Origin of the sequence: Verrucosispora sp. WMMD573, assembly GCF_027497175.1 — a bacterium.
Taxonomy (GTDB): domain Bacteria; phylum Actinomycetota; class Actinomycetes; order Mycobacteriales; family Micromonosporaceae; genus Micromonospora.
Window position 1 is genome coordinate 6,419,956 of sequence record NZ_CP114901.1, and the last position, 17,922, is coordinate 6,437,877.

General features: G+C 71.5%; 18 protein-coding genes and 1 riboswitch. Of the genes, 6 read left to right on the top strand and 12 right to left on the bottom strand.

Translation table 11 applies throughout. The features are described from left to right. Positions 1-89: 89 nt before the first annotated feature. The 8 genes from O7601_RS29070 to O7601_RS29105 all read right to left on the bottom strand — a co-directional run bounded on the left by O7601_RS29070 (position 90) and on the right by O7601_RS29105 (position 7,854). On the bottom strand, positions 90-2,027 hold the full coding sequence (locus O7601_RS29070; protein ID WP_281567087.1) for an acyl-CoA dehydrogenase family protein: 1,938 nt from the start codon (positions 2,025-2,027) through the stop codon (positions 90-92). Between the two features lie 188 nt (positions 2,028-2,215). Beyond that, the gene (locus O7601_RS29075; RefSeq protein WP_281564224.1) at positions 2,216-2,716 is read right to left on the bottom strand and encodes a DUF6328 family protein; all 501 of its coding nucleotides are present in this window, start codon (positions 2,714-2,716) and stop codon (positions 2,216-2,218) included. Between the two features lie 109 nt (positions 2,717-2,825). Beyond that, positions 2,826-3,656, bottom strand: coding sequence for an alpha/beta fold hydrolase (locus O7601_RS29080; RefSeq protein WP_281564225.1), 831 nt, complete (start codon positions 3,654-3,656; stop codon positions 2,826-2,828). Positions 3,657-3,713: 57 nt separating this feature from the next. After that, the gene (locus tag O7601_RS29085; RefSeq protein WP_281564226.1) at positions 3,714-4,493 is read right to left on the bottom strand and encodes a MerR family transcriptional regulator; all 780 of its coding nucleotides are present in this window, start codon (positions 4,491-4,493) and stop codon (positions 3,714-3,716) included. A 44-nt stretch (positions 4,494-4,537) separates the two neighbouring features. After that, entirely contained in the window at positions 4,538-5,299 is a 762-nt protein-coding gene (locus O7601_RS29090; RefSeq protein ID WP_281564227.1) for an ABC transporter permease, read from the bottom strand. Beyond that, positions 5,296-6,093, bottom strand: coding sequence for an ATP-binding cassette domain-containing protein (locus O7601_RS29095; RefSeq protein ID WP_281564228.1), 798 nt, complete (start codon positions 6,091-6,093; stop codon positions 5,296-5,298). The genes O7601_RS29090 and O7601_RS29095 overlap by 4 nt, the downstream gene beginning before the upstream one ends. A gap of 79 nt (positions 6,094-6,172) precedes the next feature. Next, positions 6,173-6,916 carry a TIGR03943 family protein gene (locus O7601_RS29100; protein WP_281564229.1) on the bottom strand — a complete coding sequence of 248 codons (744 nt, stop codon included), beginning with the start codon at positions 6,914-6,916 and terminating at the stop codon, positions 6,173-6,175. Then, complete coding sequence (locus O7601_RS29105) at positions 6,913-7,854, bottom strand: permease (RefSeq protein ID WP_281567088.1); 942 nt, start codon at positions 7,852-7,854, stop codon at positions 6,913-6,915. Before O7601_RS29105 ends, O7601_RS29100 begins: the two co-directional genes overlap by 4 nt. Before the next feature lie 331 nt (positions 7,855-8,185). Then, a riboswitch (TPP riboswitch) is annotated at positions 8,186-8,291 on the top strand. A 72-nt stretch (positions 8,292-8,363) separates the two neighbouring features. On the opposite strand from O7601_RS29105, the gene O7601_RS29110 reads away from it, so the two are divergent. The 5 genes from O7601_RS29110 (at position 8,364) to O7601_RS29130 (ending at position 13,668) form a co-directional block, all read left to right on the top strand. Continuing rightward, complete coding sequence (locus O7601_RS29110) at positions 8,364-8,954, top strand: ECF transporter S component (protein WP_281564230.1); 591 nt, start codon at positions 8,364-8,366, stop codon at positions 8,952-8,954. A gap of 97 nt (positions 8,955-9,051) precedes the next feature. Then, positions 9,052-10,491, top strand: a complete 1,440-nt coding sequence (locus tag O7601_RS29115; protein WP_281564231.1) for an ABC transporter ATP-binding protein — start codon at positions 9,052-9,054, stop codon at positions 10,489-10,491. Beyond that, on the top strand, positions 10,488-11,288 hold the full coding sequence (locus O7601_RS29120) for an energy-coupling factor transporter transmembrane component T (RefSeq protein WP_281564232.1): 801 nt from the start codon (positions 10,488-10,490) through the stop codon (positions 11,286-11,288). Before O7601_RS29115 ends, O7601_RS29120 begins: the two co-directional genes overlap by 4 nt. Positions 11,289-11,455: 167 nt before the next feature. Beyond that, positions 11,456-13,165: a PHP domain-containing protein gene (locus O7601_RS29125; protein WP_281564233.1), complete on the top strand. Its 1,710-nt coding sequence runs from the start codon at positions 11,456-11,458 to the stop codon at positions 13,163-13,165. Continuing rightward, the gene (locus O7601_RS29130) at positions 13,162-13,668 is read left to right on the top strand and encodes a hypothetical protein (protein ID WP_281564234.1); all 507 of its coding nucleotides are present in this window, start codon (positions 13,162-13,164) and stop codon (positions 13,666-13,668) included. Before O7601_RS29125 ends, O7601_RS29130 begins: the two co-directional genes overlap by 4 nt. A 97-nt stretch (positions 13,669-13,765) precedes the next feature. Here O7601_RS29130 and O7601_RS29135 read toward each other — a convergent pair whose 3' ends face one another. Next, complete coding sequence (locus O7601_RS29135) at positions 13,766-13,993, bottom strand: hypothetical protein (RefSeq protein ID WP_281564235.1); 228 nt, start codon at positions 13,991-13,993, stop codon at positions 13,766-13,768. A 396-nt stretch (positions 13,994-14,389) separates the two neighbouring features. On the opposite strand from O7601_RS29135, the gene gndA reads away from it, so the two are divergent. Continuing rightward, complete coding sequence (gene gndA / locus O7601_RS29140) at positions 14,390-15,835, top strand: NADP-dependent phosphogluconate dehydrogenase (RefSeq protein WP_281564236.1); 1,446 nt, start codon at positions 14,390-14,392, stop codon at positions 15,833-15,835. Positions 15,836-15,929: 94 nt separating this feature from the next. On the opposite strand, the gene O7601_RS29145 is transcribed toward gndA, so the two are convergent. The 3 genes from O7601_RS29145 to recO form a co-directional block, all read right to left on the bottom strand. Next, positions 15,930-16,115, bottom strand: coding sequence for a hypothetical protein (locus O7601_RS29145; protein WP_269737781.1), 186 nt, complete (start codon positions 16,113-16,115; stop codon positions 15,930-15,932). An 89-nt stretch (positions 16,116-16,204) separates the two neighbouring features. Further along, the gene (locus O7601_RS29150; RefSeq protein ID WP_281567089.1) at positions 16,205-17,005 is read right to left on the bottom strand and encodes an isoprenyl transferase; all 801 of its coding nucleotides are present in this window, start codon (positions 17,003-17,005) and stop codon (positions 16,205-16,207) included. 32 nt (positions 17,006-17,037) lie between these two features. Next, complete coding sequence (gene recO, locus O7601_RS29155) at positions 17,038-17,922, bottom strand: DNA repair protein RecO (protein WP_281564237.1); 885 nt, start codon at positions 17,920-17,922, stop codon at positions 17,038-17,040.

Consider the following 17,922-nt stretch of genomic DNA (forward strand, 5'->3'; position numbering starts at 1 on the left):
TTCGGCGTGTCGCGACTACAACTTCATGATCGACCGGGCTGGGGGGTGGGTGGGTGGGGGTGTCAGGGGTGGGGGTGGGGGTGGGGGTGTCAGGGGGTGGGGGGTGGGGGGAGGTGGCGGCGGGCGGTGGTGGTGGCCGTGGAGGGGCCTGGGGTCCAGGGGGCCACCCAGGGGAGGTCGGTGGGCGGGGTGATGACGCCGTCCTCCAGAGCGGCGTAGCGGCCGGCGAGGATCCGCTTGGCGGCCCTCACGTCGATCGAGTCGGTGTTCTCCCACAGGGCGGTGAACAGGGCATCCACCCGGACCCGGGCCTGCCGGCAGAACAGGTCGGCCAGCTCGACGTTCTCCGGTCGGGTGTCGCGCTCGGCGTGGGCGCGTACGCAGACCGCGCTCATCGCGAACAACTCCGCGCCGATGTCCACCACCCGGCCCAGGAACGCCTGCTTGCGCTCCATCTTTCCCTGCCAGCGGGACATCGCGTAGAAGGTGGAGCGGGCCAGCTTCCGACTGGCGCGTTCCACCTGACGCAGGTGCCCGGCGAGCGGACCGAACTCGCCGTACCCGGTGGGCTGCTGCCCCTTGCCGACCGCGAGAGTCGGCAGCCATCGCGCGTAGAACGCGCCCGCCCGGGCGCCGGCCTTTGCCTTGCGGGCGAGCCCGGCGTCGGGGTCGATGATGTCGCCCGCCACCGACAGGTGGGCGTCCACCGCCTCCCGCGCGATGAGCAGGTGCATGATTTCCGTGGAGCCTTCGAAGATCCGGTTGATCCGCAGGTCGCGGAGCATCTGCTCGACTGCGGCCGGACGTTCGCCCCGGGCGGTGAGCGATTCGGCCGTCTCGTATCCACGGCCACCGCGGATCTGGACCAGTTCGTCGGCGACCCGCCACGCCATCTCGCTGGCGTACAGCTTGACCAGCGCCGCCTCGATCCGGATGTCGTTGCGGTCGTCGTCGGCGAGCAGGCAGCAGAGGTCGAGCATGGTCTCCATGCCGTACGTGGTCGCGGCGATGAAGGAGAGCTTCTGGGCGACCGCCTCGTGCTCACCCACCGGCCGGCCCCATTGGACCCGCTCCGCCGACCACTCCCGGGCCACGTTCAGCGCCCACTTGCCGGCGCCGACGCACATTGCCGGCAGCGACAACCGACCCGTGGTCAGCGTGCTCAGGGCGATCCGCAGGCCCTTGCCCTCGCCACCGATGACGTTCTCCTTCGGTACGAAGACGTCGTGGAAGCGGGTGAGACTGTTCTCCAGTCCACGCAGGCCGAGGAAGGCGTTGCGCCGCTCCACCGTGATGCCCTCGGCGTCGCCGTCGACCACGAAGGCGGTGATGCCGCCGCGACGCCCCTCGGCCTTGGGCACCCGGGCCATCACCACGAGTTGGGTGGCCACGGTGCCGTTGGTGGCCCACAGCTTCACGCCGTTGATCCGGTAGCCGGCGCCGTCCGGCGTCGGTTCGGCGGTGGTCGCCAGGCGGGCCGGGTCGGAGCCGACGTCCGGCTCGGTCAGCAGAAACGCGGAGACCTCCCCGGCGGCCAGCCGGGGCAGGAAACGACGCCTCTGCTCCTCGCTGCCGAACATCTTCAGCGGCTGCGGTACGCCGATCGACTGGTGTGCCGACAGCAACGCGCCGATCGCCGGGCTGACCGAGCCGGCCAGCATCAACGCCCGGCAGTAGTGCAGGTTGCTCAGGCCCAGCCCGCCGTACTCCCGACCGATCTTCATCCCGAAGGCACCCAGCCGGGCCAGCCCCTGGAACACCTCGTCGGGGATCCGCGCATCGCGTTCGATCGCCGCACCGTCCACCTCGGTGGCGACGTAATCGCGGAGCCGGCCGAGGAACTCCTCGGCGCGAGCCTGTTCCTCCGGATCCGGTCGCGGCCACGGATCGATCAGGTCGAGCCGCAGCCGGCCCAGGAAGAGTTCCTTGCCGAAGCTGGGCCGGTCCCAGGTGGTCTGACGGGCCGCCTCGGCGACCTGACGCGCCTCCTTCTCGGACACCTGGCCCGACGCGTCCGGCGCGGTCACCTGGCCCGGCGCGTCCGGCGCGGGGTCGGCGTTGCGGCTGTCGGTGGCTGACGGACGGTGGTTCTCGGCGATGGCCACGGCAAACCCCCGGGGGCTCGATCCGGACAGTCGGACTGTTCCGCCTGTTCAGCAGGCTACCCGCGTTTGTTACCCAAAGGTAGCCACGGATATCCGCAGCGGCGACCGGCTCAGCCCTGGTTCAGGCCGCTCGGGTCCTCGTCGTCGTCGATGTCGTCCTCACCCCAGTTGCGACGGGCGAACGGCAAGAAGATCCAGAAGGTCAGGAACCACAGGCCGGCGATACCGCTGAGCAGGAAGGCGACCGGTCGGGCGAGCACGAAATCGGTGATCAGCAGCACCGAACTCACCATCGCGACCAGCATGAAGCCGAGACCGCCGCTGGCCATCCGGTGGGCGAAGCGCACCAGTTCCGGTTTGCGGCCCTGCCGGAAGAGCGCCCGGTGGAACGCCACCGGTGAGATGATCATCGCGGTGGCGCCGGCCGCGGCCAGCAGCGCGACGATGTAGACGTCCCGCTGAAACTGGGTGGTGTCGTCGAAGCCGGCGCTGAACGGCAGGGTCAGCAGGAAGGCGAAGAGGATCTGCACGCCGGTCTGCGCGACCCGCAATTCCTGTAGCAGGTCGGCGAAGTTGCGCTGCCACCGCTGCTTCTCGGTTTCCTTTGACACTGCGAACCTCCGGGGCTCCGCCGGCCCTCGCCGCCGGCGGTCACGCTGATGCCCCGTCGGGCGCGACCCGAAACCCGTTCAGGATCCCCCGTGCCCGCTCTCCGACCGCTCAAACCGCCGGGCGCACCCGGGCCAGGATCGCCTCGGCCAGCGCCGTCGGCGCCTCGTCCGGGATCCAGTGGGTGATCCCGGCAAGTTCGACGAATCGAAAATCCCCGGTCACGTGAGCGGCGCACGCCTGCGCGGCGACCCGTCCGATGGCGACGTCACCGTCGCTCCAGACGAAGGTGGTGGGCACCGGCACCGGGCCGATCGCCGCCAGATCGGCCTTCGACATCGCCCGGTACCAGTTCAACGCGGCGGTCAACGCACCCGGCTCACGCATCGGATCGGCGTACGCGGCCACCCGGGCGGCGTCGCCGACGCCATGCAGTAGCCGCCGCAGCCCGGCCGCACCGAGCGCCAGCAACGTCTTCTCCGCCACCCCCGGCTTCCGGAACAGCAGCATGTACGCCGAGCGCGCCTTCTGCTGCGGGTCGTGTGTCAGCGCGTACGCCATGGCCGCCGGATGCGGCACGGAGACCGCGGTCAGGGTCCGTACCCGGTCCGGGTGGGTGGCGGCCAGCGCCCACCCGACGACCGCACCCCAGTCGTGCCCGACCACGTGGGCGGCGGGCACCCCGAGGGCGTCCAGCACCGCCGCCGCGTCGGCGACCAGTTCCCCCAGCCGGTACGCCTCGACCTGGGTGGGTCGGGCCTGCGGCGAGTAGCCCCGCTGGTTCAGCGCGTAGCTGTGCAGACCAGCGGCGTGCAGCGCCGGCAGCACCCCACCCCACTCGCCCGAGTGCTGCGGGAAACCGTGCAGCAGCAGCACCGGTTCGCCCTGCTCTGGACCGCCGGTGGCGACGTCGAACCGCAGACCTCGGGCATCGATACGCATGCCGGCAGCCTACCGACGACCCGACGCCGGCTCACAGAGGCGATACCGGGTCAGAGATCAACAGGGCGGCTCGGCCAGCGGCTCCATCCGGTTCCATCCGATCCAGCCTCGTTCGCGCAACAGCTCCTTCAGCCGTTGTATCCGGGGGTCGGACTCCTCGGCGAGCGCGTCCAGCAGGTCGTGCGGCATCTCGTCGTAAGACTCGTTGCTGACGTTCAGCTCGCCCGCGGCGTACGCCTGCTCGGCCAGGCAGGCCATGATGTCGGCGGCCTCCGCAAGTCGTGGATCGTCGTCGACGTCGCCGTCGAAGACCTCGGACAGCACCCGGTAGAGCCGGACGATCCGCGGGTCGTCGAGCTGCGCGAGTTTGCCGGGCATGAACTCGCGGACGCTGTCGGGCCAGCGAGCGGCGACCAGGATCCAACCGTCCCGTTCACCCGCCACCACCCGCTCGGACGCACCGATCTCCCGAAGCCGATGAAGGTAGGCGGTCACCTCCGGGGGGAGCGTCAGGCCGTCGCCGGCCGCGAGCTGCGCGATCTGCCGACGGCTGGTCTCAAGCCGTTCGATCTCATCCCGGAGGTGACTGTCGATCCTGTGGATCGCCTCCGTGAAGGTCACCGCGTCGGCTTCGAGTAGCTGATCGATCCGGGACAGCGGCACCCCGGCGTTGGCGAGAGTGCGGATCTTGATGAGCGACACGGCCGCCGTCGCGCCGTACCGCCGGTAACCCGAGGCGTCCCGCTCCGGCTCGGGCAGCAGCCCGATCTGGTGATAGTGCCGCACCGTCCGCACCGTGACACCGGCGTACGCGGCCAGTTGACCAATCGTCAGCATGCCCCGATCCTGCCGTCAGCTCGCCCGGTCCGGTCGGTGCCGACTCACGCGATCCTCCGCCGGTAGTAGATCGTGGCGGCCAGGTAGGCGACGACGAGGATGCCGAGACACCAGGCGAGTGCGGTCCAGATGTCGGAGCCGACGGGCTGCTGGGCGAACAGGTCCCGGATCGTGTTGACGATGGCGGTCACCGGTTGGTGCTCGGCGAAGGCCCGTACCGGGCCGGGCATGGTGTCGGTGGGCACGAAGGCCGAGCTGACGAACGGCAGGAAGATCAGCGGGTAGGAGAAAGCGCCCGCGCCGTCCACCGACTTCGCGGTGAGGCCCGGGATCACCGCAAGCCAGGTCAGCGCGAGGGTGAGCAGGGCCAGCATGCCTGCCGCCGCGAGCCAACCAAGCACATCCGTCCCCGGGCGGAAGCCCATGAGCAGGGCTACGCCGACGACGACCACGAGTGAGATCAGGTTGGCGACCATCGAGGTCAGGACGTGCGCCCACAACACGGCGGATCGCGCGATGGGCATCGACTGGAACCGCCCGAAGATGCCGCCCTGCATGTCCTGGAAGAGCCGGAACGCGGTGTAGGAGATACCCGAGGCGATCGTGATGACCAGGATGCCGGGGAGCAGGTAGTTCACGTACGAGTCGGACCCGGTCTCGATCGCACCACCGAAGACGTAGACGAACAGCAGCATGAAAGCGATCGGCATGATCGCGGTGGTGATGATGGTGTCCGGGCTGCGGAGGATGTGCCGCAGCGAACGCCCCAGGAGCACCGTGGTGTCGCCGAGGAAGTGCTTGTTCATCGCTGTTCCTTGTCCGTGCCGGCGCCGACGAGGGTGAGGAAGATGTCTTCGAGGCTCGGCTGCTTCTCGACGTACTCGACCTCAGCGGGTGGCAGGACCCGCCTCAGCTCTTCGAGGGTGCCGTCCACGATGATCCGGCCCTCGTGGAGGATCGCGATCCGGTCGGCGAGGTTTTCCGCCTCGTCGAGATACTGGGTGGTGAGCAGCACGGTCGTGCCGCCCTGAGCGAGTTCGTTGACGGCGTGCCACACCTCAAGGCGCGCCTGCGGGTCCAGCCCGGTGGTCGGCTCGTCGAGGAAGACGACCGGCGGGTTCCCGATCAGGCTCATCGCGATGTCCAACCGGCGGCGCATGCCCCCGGAGTACGTCGCCACCCTCCGGTCGCCCGCCTCGGTCAACGAGAAGCGCTTCAGCAGCTCGTCCGCGATCGCGCCGGGGGCCTTGAGGTGCCGCAGCCTGGCGACCAGGACGAGGTTCTCACGCCCGGTGAGGATCTCGTCGACCGCCGCGAACTGCCCGGTGAGGCTGATGGACTCGCGTACCTCGGCGGCCTGGGCCGTGACATCGAGGCCGTTGACGTGTGCGCCACCCGCGTCGGGCTTGAGCAGCGTGGAGAGGATCTTCACCACCGTGGTCTTGCCCGCGCCGTTCGAGCCGAGCAGGGCGAAGATGCTCCCCCGCGCGACCTCGAAATCCACCCCACGCAGCACGTGCAGCTTCTGGTACGACTTCTCCAGGCCCCGCACCCGAATCGCAGGCTCCTGAGACTGACTGGTTGTCGCCGGGATTGTCATGCCGGTCAGCATGGAGGGTTGACGTAGCGTCAGGGTCAAGCCCGCAGCGGCGCCATTTTCCGCAGTGGGTGGCGCGAGGTCAGTCGTACGGGCGCTTGGGGACAGGCACCTGCCGCCAGGACTCGACCTCAAGGTAGGGGATCTCGGCGTCGTTCACCGGATCCCGGCCGAGCCGGTCGCTGTAGCGACCGATCACCTCCACCCAGCTGTCGTCGGGCAACCCGGCCGGTACGTCGCCGGTCAACCCGAGCTTGACCGGGCGTCCGTCGGCGGCGCAGCAGGACAGCACCATCCGGGCCAGGATCGGCTGGCCGTCCGCGCCGGTGGCGATGAAGCCGGTGAGCTGCACCCGCCGATCGCCGATCGACGTACCCCGGTCGAACAGCGCCCGGGAGGCGTAGTCCAGAACGCTTACCTGCACCGGGTCACCCTCGGGCAGCGGCGGGTAGTCCGACTGCTGTTGGCTGCTCAGCGCCGTGCCGGCCTGGCCCGCCGCGTACGACCCGAGCGCCGGCGGGGCGACCAGCAGCAGGCCGAGCACGGGCAGGATCAGCAGCCAACCGATCCTCGGCTCGTGGTGGGCGTGCCCGTGGCCGTCGTGGCCGACGCCCGATCCGTCGGCCGGGGTCAACGCGCGGGGGGCCGGCGGGCGCAACTCGTACCAGAGCGTCATGATCGCGGCGGCGATCAGCAGCAGGCCGGCGGCGATCAGGAAGGGACGCAGGCCCTCCTTGACGTAGCGCAGGTAGAGGTCGGTGACGCTGGCCCGGATCACCGCGCCGCCGAGCAGCAGCAGGATCACCGCCTGCGCCTGCCGGTTCACAGCAGCACCGCCCCGGCGCCGACAGCGACCAGCACGGCCACCACGAAGGTGGTCGGCGCGAACCGGAACGCGAAGCGGCGGCCGAACACGCCGGCCTGCATCGAGATCAACTTGAGATCGACCATCGGCCCCACCACCAGGAAGACCAGTCGGGACGTGAGCGAGAACTGGGACAGCGAGGCGGCGACGAAGGCGTCGGCCTCCGAGCAGAGCGAGAGCAGCACGGCGAGCAGCGCCAGCGCCAGGATCGACAACCACGTGTTGTCGGCCAGGGTCTGCAACCACCGCTCCGGCACCAGCACGTTGATGCTGGCGGCGGCCATCGCGCCGAGCACCAGGAATCCACCGGCGTGGGTCACGTCGTGACGGACGGCGGCCCAGAAGGCCCGCCCCCGGGACGCGTCGTCCAACTCCGGCCGGCGCGGCATCCTGATCCATTCGGTACGCCCGAGTCGCAGCCAGAGCCAACCCATGATCATGGCGACGATCAGGCTGGCGACGCCCCGGGCGAGCACCATCTCGGGGTTGTTCGGGAAGGCGACCGCGGTGGCGGTGAGCACGATCGGGTTGACCGCCGGGGCGGCGAGCAGGAACGCCAGCGCGGCGGCCGGGGTGACGCCCCGCCGGATCAGTGACCCGGCGATCGGCACCGAACCGCATTCGCAGCCCGGCAGCACCACCCCGGCCGCGCTGGCCGCCGGCACCGCCAACGCCGGGTGTCGGGGCAACGCCTTCGCCCAGAAGGATCGGGGTACGAAGACCGCGATCACGGCGGAGAGCAGCACGCCGAAGGCCAGGAACGGCACCGCCTGCACCATGATCGAGACGAAGACGGTGGTCCAGGTCTGGATGCGGGGATCGTCCAGGGCGGCGGCGATCGGCTCCCGAAAGATGATCAGGATGATCAGCAGCGCCGCCAGGACCTCCACCGAGCCGATCCGGTCACCGAGCCAGCGCCGGGGCGGCTCGCCACCGGCGGGCTCCGGGGGACGCGTTTCGATGTCGACGCCCCCGGCCGCGGGTCGCGGCTCGGGCTCGCCCGGCACGGCCCGGTCAGTGTCTGTGGTCACCCGTCGCCCTTCGGCCGTGGCGGATCAGCGGACTGAGATTACCGTCCGGCGGGGATGACGTCGATGGATGTCACAAATATGGCCGGGCTCCGGTCGTCCCCGGCCCACCAGACGAGCCGGAGGCGAGCGCCCGTCGTGACCTGGGGAGATCACATTGCCGGTGGATCTTCCGTGGTGTTAGCGTCGGCGGGACAGACAACACCTCCGACAGGGGAGCGCACAGCGCTGAGAGTGCGGGTCCGCCCGCAGACCCTCCGTACCTGATCTGGGTAATGCCAGCGCAGGGAGTTCGGTCCACCTCCAGCCCGCCACCGTTCGGCGCCGCCGGCCGGGGCGTGCGTCTTGCCTGGTTCGCATCTGGACTGGGAGCAATCATCGTGCAGACCACCGAGAGCAACCGCTGGCGCACCATCGACATCGTGGTGGCGTCGGTCATCGCCGTCGCCTTCGGCGTCATCTTCTGGGCCTGGGGCGTGGTGTGGAGCGCCACCGAGGGCGCCTTCAGCTTCTTCCCGCCGGCACAGACCCTCATCTACGGTGTCTGGCTGGTGCCGGCCGTGCTCGGCGGCCTGGTCATCCGCAAGCCCGGCGCCTCGCTGTACTGCGAACTGCTGGCGGCGATCATCTCGGCCCTGCTGGGCAGCCAGTGGGGCACCATCGTCCTGTTGCAGGGCCTGATGCAGGGTCTCGGCGCCGAACTGGCCTTCGCCGCCTTCCGGTACCGGTCCTACCGACTGCCGGCCGCCCTGCTGGCCGGCGCGCTGACCGGCCTGAGCGCGGCGATCTTCGACTTCGTCTACTGGAACGCCGAACGCGACATCGCCACCTACCGCCTGCCCTACGCCGCGCTCACCATCATCAGCGCCACCGTCATCGCCGGTGCCGGCGCGTACGCCCTCACCCGCGCCCTGGCCCGCACCGGCGTCCTGGACCGCTTCCCCGCCGCCCGCGAACGCCCCCTCGTCTGACCCGGAATCCATCCCACGTTGATCATGAGGTTGGCGGCGGAGTTGATCTCCGAACCAGCCGTCAACCTCATGATCAACGGGAAGAAAGGAGGGTGTTGTGGGTGACGGGGTGGGGGTGCGGGGGTTCGGGTGGCGGCATGCCGGAAGGCGTGGCTGGGCGGTGCGCGGGGTGGATCTGCGGGTGGAGCACGGCGAGAAGGTGCTGCTGCTCGGAGCGTCCGGAGCCGGCAAGAGCACGTTGCTGGCGGCGTTGGCCGGGCTGCTGCCCGAGGACTCCGGGGAGCGGGAAGGCACCATCGAGATCGACGGCCAGCCGGTCGGCGAGGCCCGGGACCGGGTCGGCATCGTCTTCCAGGACCCGCAGTCCCAACTCGTCATGGCCCGCAGCGGCGACGACGTGGCGTTCGGGCTGGAGAACCGGGGCGTGCCGGCCGGACAGATCTGGGCGCGAGTGGACGGGGCACTGGACCGGGTCGGCTTCCCGTACCACCGGGACCGGCCCACCGCGGCGCTCTCCGGCGGCGAACAGCAGCGCCTCGCCCTGGCCGGGGTGCTGGCGCTGCGTCCCGGCCTGCTGCTGCTGGACGAGCCCACCGCCAACCTCGACCCGGCCGGTGCCGCCCTGATCCGCGCGGCGCTCGCCCGGGCGGTGGACGCCGACACCACCCTGATCCTGGTCGAACACCGGGTCGCCGAGGCGCTCCCCCTGGTCGACCGGGTGGTGGTGCTCGAACCCGGCGGCGGGGTCCGCGCCGACGGCTCACCGGAGGCGGTCTTCGCCGCGCACGGCGACTCACTCGCCGCCGAGGGAGTCTGGGTGCCCGGCCGGGAGAACCCGCCACGTCGGGCCGCCGGCCCGGCCGGCGAGGTGCTGCTCACCGCCGAACAGCTCGGCCAGCCACCCCGGCTGGCCGCCACCGACCTGACCGTACGCGCCGGTGAGGCGCTCGCGGTGCTCGGGCCGAACGGCGCCGGGAAGTCCACCCTGGCGCTACTGCTCGGCGGACTCCTCCGGCCCGGCACCGGGCGGCTGGCGGCGAGCCGGGGACTGGCCGGAGTGGACTCGCGGACCGCGCCGCACCGTTGGCGGGCACCGGCGCTGACCCGCCGGATCGGCTCGGTGTTCCAGAATCCCGAGCACCAGTTCGTCACCGGTACGGTCTTCGACGAGTTGGCCCTGGGCCCGCGCCGGACCGGGGCGTCCGAATCGGCGGTGCAGGACCGCGTCACGGAACTGTTGAGCCGGCTGCGGCTGGAGCGGCTCGCCGCCGCCAACCCGTACACCCTCTCCGGTGGCGAGGCGCGGCGGCTGAGCGTGGCGACCGCCCTGGCCACCGCGCCCCGCCTGCTCATCTGCGACGAACCCACCTTCGGCCAGGACCGGCGCACCTGGCGTGAGCTGGTGGATCTCCTCGCCGATCTGCGCGACGCCGGTCACGGCCTGGTCACCGTCACCCACGACGCCGACTTCGTGGCCGCGTTGGCCGACCGTACGCTGGCCCTCGCTCCCCCCGGTCCGGGACCGGAGTCGCGATGATCACCCTGGAGCCGATCGCCCGGCCGGGCGCGCCGCTGGCTCGGCGCAATCCGGTGGCCAAACTGGCAGCGGCGATGTTGTTCGCGTTTCCGCTGATGGCCACGCTGGACCCGGTCACGCCGGCCATCGCGATCGCCGTGGAACTGGCGGTGCTGCCGCTGTTCGGGGTGCACCCCGGGCTGCTGGCCCGACGGGCCTGGCCACTGCTGGCCGCCGGCGGCGGCATCCTGGTCACGCTGGTGCTCTTCGCCGCCGACCGCTCGGGCCGGGTGCTGCTCGACGTGGGGCCGGTCGTGGTGACGTCGGGGGTGCTGGTCACCGCGCTCGGCCTGGTGCTGCGGCTGTTCGCGGTGGCGTTGCCCGGCGTGATCGTCTTCGCCACCACCGACCCGACGGACCTGGCCGACGCGCTGGTGCAGAACGCCAGGGCACCCGCCCGGTTCGCGATCGGCGCATTGGCGGCGTTCCGGTTGGTGCCGCTGCTCGGCCAGGAGTGGCAGATGATCACCATGGCGCGCCGGGCGCGCGGAGTCGAGGCGGGGCGCGACCCGGTGGCCCGACTACGGCTGTTCGTCTCGACGGCGTTCACGCTGCTGGTCGGGGCGATCCGGCGGGGCACCCGGCTCGCGGTGGCGATGGACGCCCGAGGCTTCGACAGCGGCACCCCGCGCACCTTCGCCCGCCGACAGCGTTTCGTCGCGGCCGACTGGCTGCTCGTCGTCGGCGCGACGGCGACCTCCGGGGCCGCGCTGGCCGTCAGCGTGGCGCTCGACACCTTCCGCCCCCTGCTCGGCTGACGCCACCGCCGACACGCGTCGAAGCGGGTTGGTGAGCGGCGGCCCGATCGACGCCACACATGGTCGGGATCGCATGTTCGCATGTTCGCCGCGAAGGTGACACGCCGCGTTCCCCCGCTACGACCAGATTGGCCTGCGACGACTCCTCGATCGATCTGGAGCAGCAGATGGGCCACGGCCACGCGCACCATCACGACCACGACGCCGCCAGCGGGACCGACGTGCCCCCGGCGCTCGACCTGTCCATCCCCGACAGCGACCTGCCGCCGGCCGACCTGAATCGGCGCGGTTTCCTGCGTAACGCCGGCCTGCTCGGTGCCGGCGCGGCCACCACCGTGCTGGCGACCGGCACCCCGGCGGTGGCCGGTGGTCATGACCACGGTCACGGCCACGGGCCCGGCGGAGACCACGGCAGGACAGGCGGGTTCCACTGGCTCGCGGGCGACCACCACATCCACACGCAGTACAGCTCCGACGCCATGTACCGGGTGATCGACCAGGCCCGGCACGCGCGGGCGTACGGCCTGGACTGGATGGTCGTCACCGACCACGGCAGCGCGACGCACGCGAAGATCGGCGTGGAGAAGGTCAACCCGGACATCGTCGCCGCCCGCTCCCGGCTCAAGGATCTGCTGATCTACCAGGGCCTGGAGTGGAACATCCCGGCGGCCGAGCACGCCACCGTCTTCGTGCACCCCGGACGCAACGAGGTCGCCGTGCTCAAGGAGTTCGAGAACTCCTTCGACGGCAGCGTCCGCAGTGCCGGCGACAACACCCCGGCGAACGAGGCGCTGGCCGTCGCCGGCATCAAGTTCCTCGGCGAGGCGGTACGCAAGCGCCGCGTCGAGGGTGCGCTCTTCCTGGCCAACCACCCGGCCCGGCGGGGCATCGACTCCCCGCACGAGATCCGGGCCTGGCGCGACGCCGACCCGAGCGTCGCCATCGGGATGGAGGGCGCACCGGGCCACCAGGCCGCCGGCCTGCCCCGGGACAGTGGCGGCCGGGCCCGCGGCTACTACGACAACAACCCGTCGGCCAACTCGTTCCCCGGCTACCCGCTGGAGAGCTACCGCACCTGGGGTGGGTTCGACTGGATGACCTCGACGGTCGGCGGGCTCTGGGACAGCCTGCTCGCCGAGGGCCGGGCCTGGTGGATCAGCGCCAACTCCGACTCGCACGTCAACTACCTGGACACCTCGCAGCGGGGCCCGGGCAGCGACTTCAACCTCAACGGCAGGTACAACGACCCGGTCCACGGACCGGTGATCACCGACGCCGGTGACTACTGGCCGGGGCAGTACAGCCGCACCCATGTCGGAGCGAGCAGCTTCAACTACCGGGCGGTCATGGACGGTCTGCGCGCCGGCCGGGTCTGGGTCGACCACGGCGGTCTGATCAAGGGGCTGGACGTCCGCGCCCGCGTCGCCGGTGACCGGCGGGCCAACTCGGGCACGCCGCTCGGCGGGGTGCTGCGGGTCCGGCGTGGCACCGCCGTCGACGTGACCATCGACATCGATCTGGCCGACATCCCGAACTGGTCGCAGTTCGTGCCGGTGCTCGCCCGCGTCGACGTGATCGCCGGCCGGGTGACCGGCCCGGTGGCCGACCAGGACAGCTTCACCGCCCCGAACACCAAGGTGGTCAAGTCGTTCGACGTCACCGCCAAGACCGGCCGGGTCTCGTTCAGCTACTCCTTCGGCCGGGTGGATCAGCCGTTCTATCTGCGCATCCGGGGTACCGACGGCAAGCGTAGCCAGCCCGGTCTGATGGGTGCGGGGGTCGACCCGTTCGGTCCCGCGTTGGACGTCGCCGGTGCCGCCAACCCGTGGGAGGACCTGTGGTTCTACGCCAACCCGATCTGGGTCCTGCCGAAGTGATCGTCGGCCTCAGCCTGGGGCACCGCACCCTGCGTGAGGCCGACCACTGGCTCACCGAGCAGGTGACAGGGTTCGGGCCGGATCTGGTCGCCTGCACCCACCTGGTCGCCGAGCCGTACCCGCATGTGGCGCTCAGTGTGGCCGGCACGGCGGCCGAGCGGCTCGCGGAGCTGGCGGTCGCCCCGCCCGAGCTACGGACCGCAGCGGCCCGGGCAGCCGGTGAGCACGCCGCCCGCCGCTCCGGCCGCGCGGTGCGCTACCCGGGCGCGGACCGGATGGTCGGCACCCTCACCGTCGCCGAACTGCTCGCCGCCGGGGCGATCGAGCGGGTGGTGGCGCTGGGCGGGACACCGGTGACCCCGGACGCGCCGGTACACACCAGGGACTTCGTCCGGCCACAGTGGCAGGACGGCGAGCTGGTCCTGGTCACCATGCCGCACCACGCGGGCGGCCTGGCCCCGTTCGAGGTGCCCGACCCGACGCCCTGCTGCGCCGACCACTGAGGTGATCCTCCGACCGTGGCGCCCGGCACCGGCGCGACGCGGGAGGGCAACGGGCCGGGTGCGCGTACCGACGCGCACCCGGCCCGCGCGCGGACCGTCAGCTACGCCGGAAGGCGTAGCGGCGGACCTGGCCGGTCCGCTGGCCGCGTCCGACACCGGAGGTGCCGGTGGCCGGTGGCCCCGCCATGGGGGCGGCCGGTCGCCCGGCCGGCCGGGTGGGCACCGGCGCGATCGCGACGTCGCCCAGGTTCGCCGGTGTGACGGCGGCGAGTTCCGCCGAGTGGCGGTCGGGACGGGACTTGCCTGAGCTGCGCTTGGCGGGCATCTGTGCCTCCTCGCTCGGCCGGCAACCTGCGGACGGTCGGCCGACCAGATGAGGACCGCCACCAGGGCGGTCGGGGACGGTTCGGACTGCTGCCCGGGACCGGCCACGGAGGACGCCACCGCCGACGGCGGGTGGACACGCGGACGCCCGGGAGCACACGGGTCGCGGCACGACAGCGGCGAACCCGGCTCAGGTAAGGGGCGTCAGTAGCGCATGCCCGCACGTTATCGGCCGGGCGGGGCCGGTGCATCCGAATTAACGTCACCGGTCCGCGCGAGCGATCGGGGTGCGCTACGCGACCACCTGATGACCAGCGGTGGGGGGACGACGCGCACCGGACCCATGCCGCGATACCGTCGCAGCACTACAGGTAGACGGCGGAAGGTGGCGACGAGGATGGCGGATCGGGCTACGGCGCAGATCGGTGTGACGGGACTGGCGGTGATGGGTCGCAACCTGGCCCGCAACCTGGCCCGCAACGGGTTCACCGTGGCGTTGCACAACCGCTCGCCGGAGCGGACCCGGTCGCTCGTGGCGGAGCACGGCGACGAGGGCACCTTCGTCCCGACGGAGTCCCTGGCGGACTTCGTCGCCGCGCTGGAGCGCCCCCGCGCGGTGATCATCATGGTCAAGGCGGGGGGACCCACCGACGCGGTGATCGACGAGTTGGTGCCGCTGCTGGAAGCGGGCGACATCATCATCGACTGCGGCAACGCGCACTTCGCCGACACCCGTCGCCGGGAGGAGACGCTGCGGGCCAAGGGCCTGCACTTCGTCGGCACCGGTGTCTCCGGTGGCGAGGAGGGGGCGCTGTGGGGGCCGAGCATCATGCCGGGCGGCTCGGCCGAGTCGTACCGCAAGCTCGGACCGATCTTCGAGAAGATCGCCGCGCAGGTCGAGGGCGTGCCCTGCTGCCAGCACGTCGGGCCGGACGGTGCCGGGCACTTCGTCAAGATGGTCCACAACGGCATCGAGTACGCCGACATGCAGCTCATCGCCGAGGCGTACGACCTGCTGCGGGCCGGGCTGGGCGCGGAGCCGGCGGAGATCGCGCAGATCTTCCGGGAGTGGAACTCCGGCGAGCTGGAGTCCTTCCTGATCGAGATCACCGCCGACGTGCTGGCGCACACCGACGCCGCCACCGGGCGGGCGTTCGTGGACGTGGTGCAGGACCGGGCCGAGCAGAAGGGCACCGGCCGGTGGACCGTCCAGATCGCCCTCGACCTGGGCATCCCGATCACCGGCATCGCCGAGGCGACCTTCGCCCGGTCGCTGTCGGGGCACGTGGGTCAGCGCGAGGCCGCGCTGCGGGCCTTCCCCGAGGCCGGCGAGAAGTGGCAGGTCAGCGACCGCGAGGCATTCATCGAGGACGTACGGCGCGCGCTGCTGGCCTCGAAGATCGTCGCGTACGCCCAGGGCTTCGACCAGATCCGCGCCGGCAGCGCCGAGTACGACTGGGGCATCGACCTGGGCGGCACGGCGACGATCTGGCGCGGCGGCTGCATCATCCGGGCCCGGTTCCTGGACCGCATCAAGCAGGCGTACGACGAGCAGCCGGAGCTGCCCACCCTGCTGGTCGCACCGTGGTTCGCCGACACCGTGCGCGACGGCGTGCCGAGCTGGCGGCGGGTGGTGGCCGAGGCGGCCCGGGCGGGCGTACCGGCGCCCGCGTTCGCCTCGTCGCTGGCGTACTTCGACGCGCTGCGGGCGGACCGGCTGCCGGCCGCACTGATCCAGGGACTGCGCGACAACTTCGGCGCGCACACCTACCGCCGCGTCGACCGGGACGGCTCGTTCCACACCCTCTGGGCCACCCCCGACCGCGCCGAGGTCGAGGCCTGACCCGCAAGCCCCCGAAATACGGCATCTCGCGGTATCCCTCAGCAGGGATACCGCGAGATGCCGTATTGCTGGGCTACCGGTCGCACCGGTCGCGTCAGAAGAAGCGGCGGCGCTTTGCCTGCCGAGGGCGGATCAGGTCGGCGCCCTTGTTGAGCAGTCGAGTGGCCCGGTTGGGGCCACGGCGGGACTCCAACGTGTGGCTCAGCTTCCGGGCTCCGGCGGCGGCGACCGGTACCGCGATGGCCATCACCGCCCACTGCCCGATGCGCTTGCGGATCATATGGGTTCACCTCCGTCAGTGGCTGCTGCCGGCGGTGATACCCAGTGTGGCCGCCGGGTATGCGCTCAGGCGGCCGGGAGCACCGACGCTCAGCCGGCCGGCACCGTGGCTGTCGAGGTGGTCGGAGCCACCGGGTTGGGCAGTGCGCCACCGAACCGCCGGTCGCGCTGGGCGTACAACTCGCAGGCGTACCACAGGTGCCGGCGGTCGAAGTCCGGCCAGAGCGTGTCCAGGAAGATCAGCTCGGCGTACGCGCTCTGCCAGAGCAGGAAGTTCGAGGTCCGCTGCTCGCCGGAGGGTCGCAGGAACAGGTCCACCTCGGGCACCTCAGGGTGATAGAGATACCGCTGGACCGTCTTCTCGGTGACCTTGGCCGGATCGAGCCGGCCGGCGGCCACCTCCCGGGCGATCGCGGCGGCCGCGTCGGCGATCTCCGCCTGCCCGCCGTAGTTCACGCAGAACTGAAGGGTCAGCGTCGAGTTGCCGCGGGACATCTCCTCGGCGGTCTGCAACTCGCTGATGACGCTCTTCCACAGCCGCCCGGCCCGACCGGACCACACCACCCGCACCCCGAGGTCGACCAGCTGGTCCCGGCGGCGGCGGATGACATCCCGGTTGAAGCCCATCAGGAACCGCACCTCATCGGGTGAGCGTCGCCAGTTCTCGGTCGAGAAGGCGTACGCCGACAGGTAAGGAATACCCAACTCGATGGCGCCCTCGACGGTGTCGAAGAGGGAGAACTCCCCCGCCTCGTGGCCCTTGGTGCGCGCCAGGCCGCGTTCCTTGGCCCACCTGCCGTTGCCGTCCATCACCACGGCGACGTGGCGGGGCACCGCCCCCGGTGGCAGCGCCGGCGGTCGGGCCCCCGACGGATGCGGTGTCGGCGGCACCGGTTCGCGCCGCCCGGCCCTGGACGATCGGATCACTCGCTTCTCTCCCTACTCACGTCCGGTGACGCCCGGTCGGGCGGCAGCGCCGCACCGGCCGGGGCCACGGTGCCGGCATCGCCGGTCGTTCGCCGCGCGCCGGATGCCGGGGGCATCCCACCCCGGTCGACCAGCGGCAGCGAGCGTAGCGCGCGTTCCAGGTGCCACTGCAGGTGCGCCGCGACCAGGCCGCTGCATTCCCGGCGTACCCCGTTCTCGGTGGCGTCGGCGACCCGCCAGTCACCCACGGTCAACGCCGACATCAGGTCGATGGTGGCCGGGGCCGGGTGGGCGGCCCCCGGTGGCCGGCAGTCCGGGCAGACCGCGCCCCCGGCCGGCACCGAGAACGCCCGATGCCGGCCCGGGGTGCCACAGACCGCGCAGGCGGTCAACGCCGGCGCCCAGCCCGCCAACGCCATCCCGCGCAGCAGATACGCGTCGAGCACCAGCGTGGTGGCATGCCCACCGTCGGCGAGGGCGCGCAGCGCGCCCAGGGTGAGCTGGAACAGCCGCAACGACGGTTCCCGCTCGACCGGGGTCAGCCGCTCGGCGGTCTCGGCTATCGCGCTCGCGGCGGTGTAGCGGGGATAGTCACCGAGAAACCGCTTGCCGTAGAGGTCGATCCCCTCGACCTGGCTGACGCTGTGCAGCGAACTGCCCTGCTCCCCCTTGGGGTCGCCGGCCAGCTGCACATCGACGTGGCCGAAGGGCTCCAGCCGGGCACCGAACTTCGACATGGTCCGGCGTACCCCCCGGGCGACCGCGCGGAGCCGGCCGTGCCGCCGGGTGAGCAGGGTGATGATCCGGTCGGACTCGCCGAGTTTCTGCACACGCAGCACCACCGCGTCGTCGCGGTATAGCTGTCGGCGGTACCCGGCCAT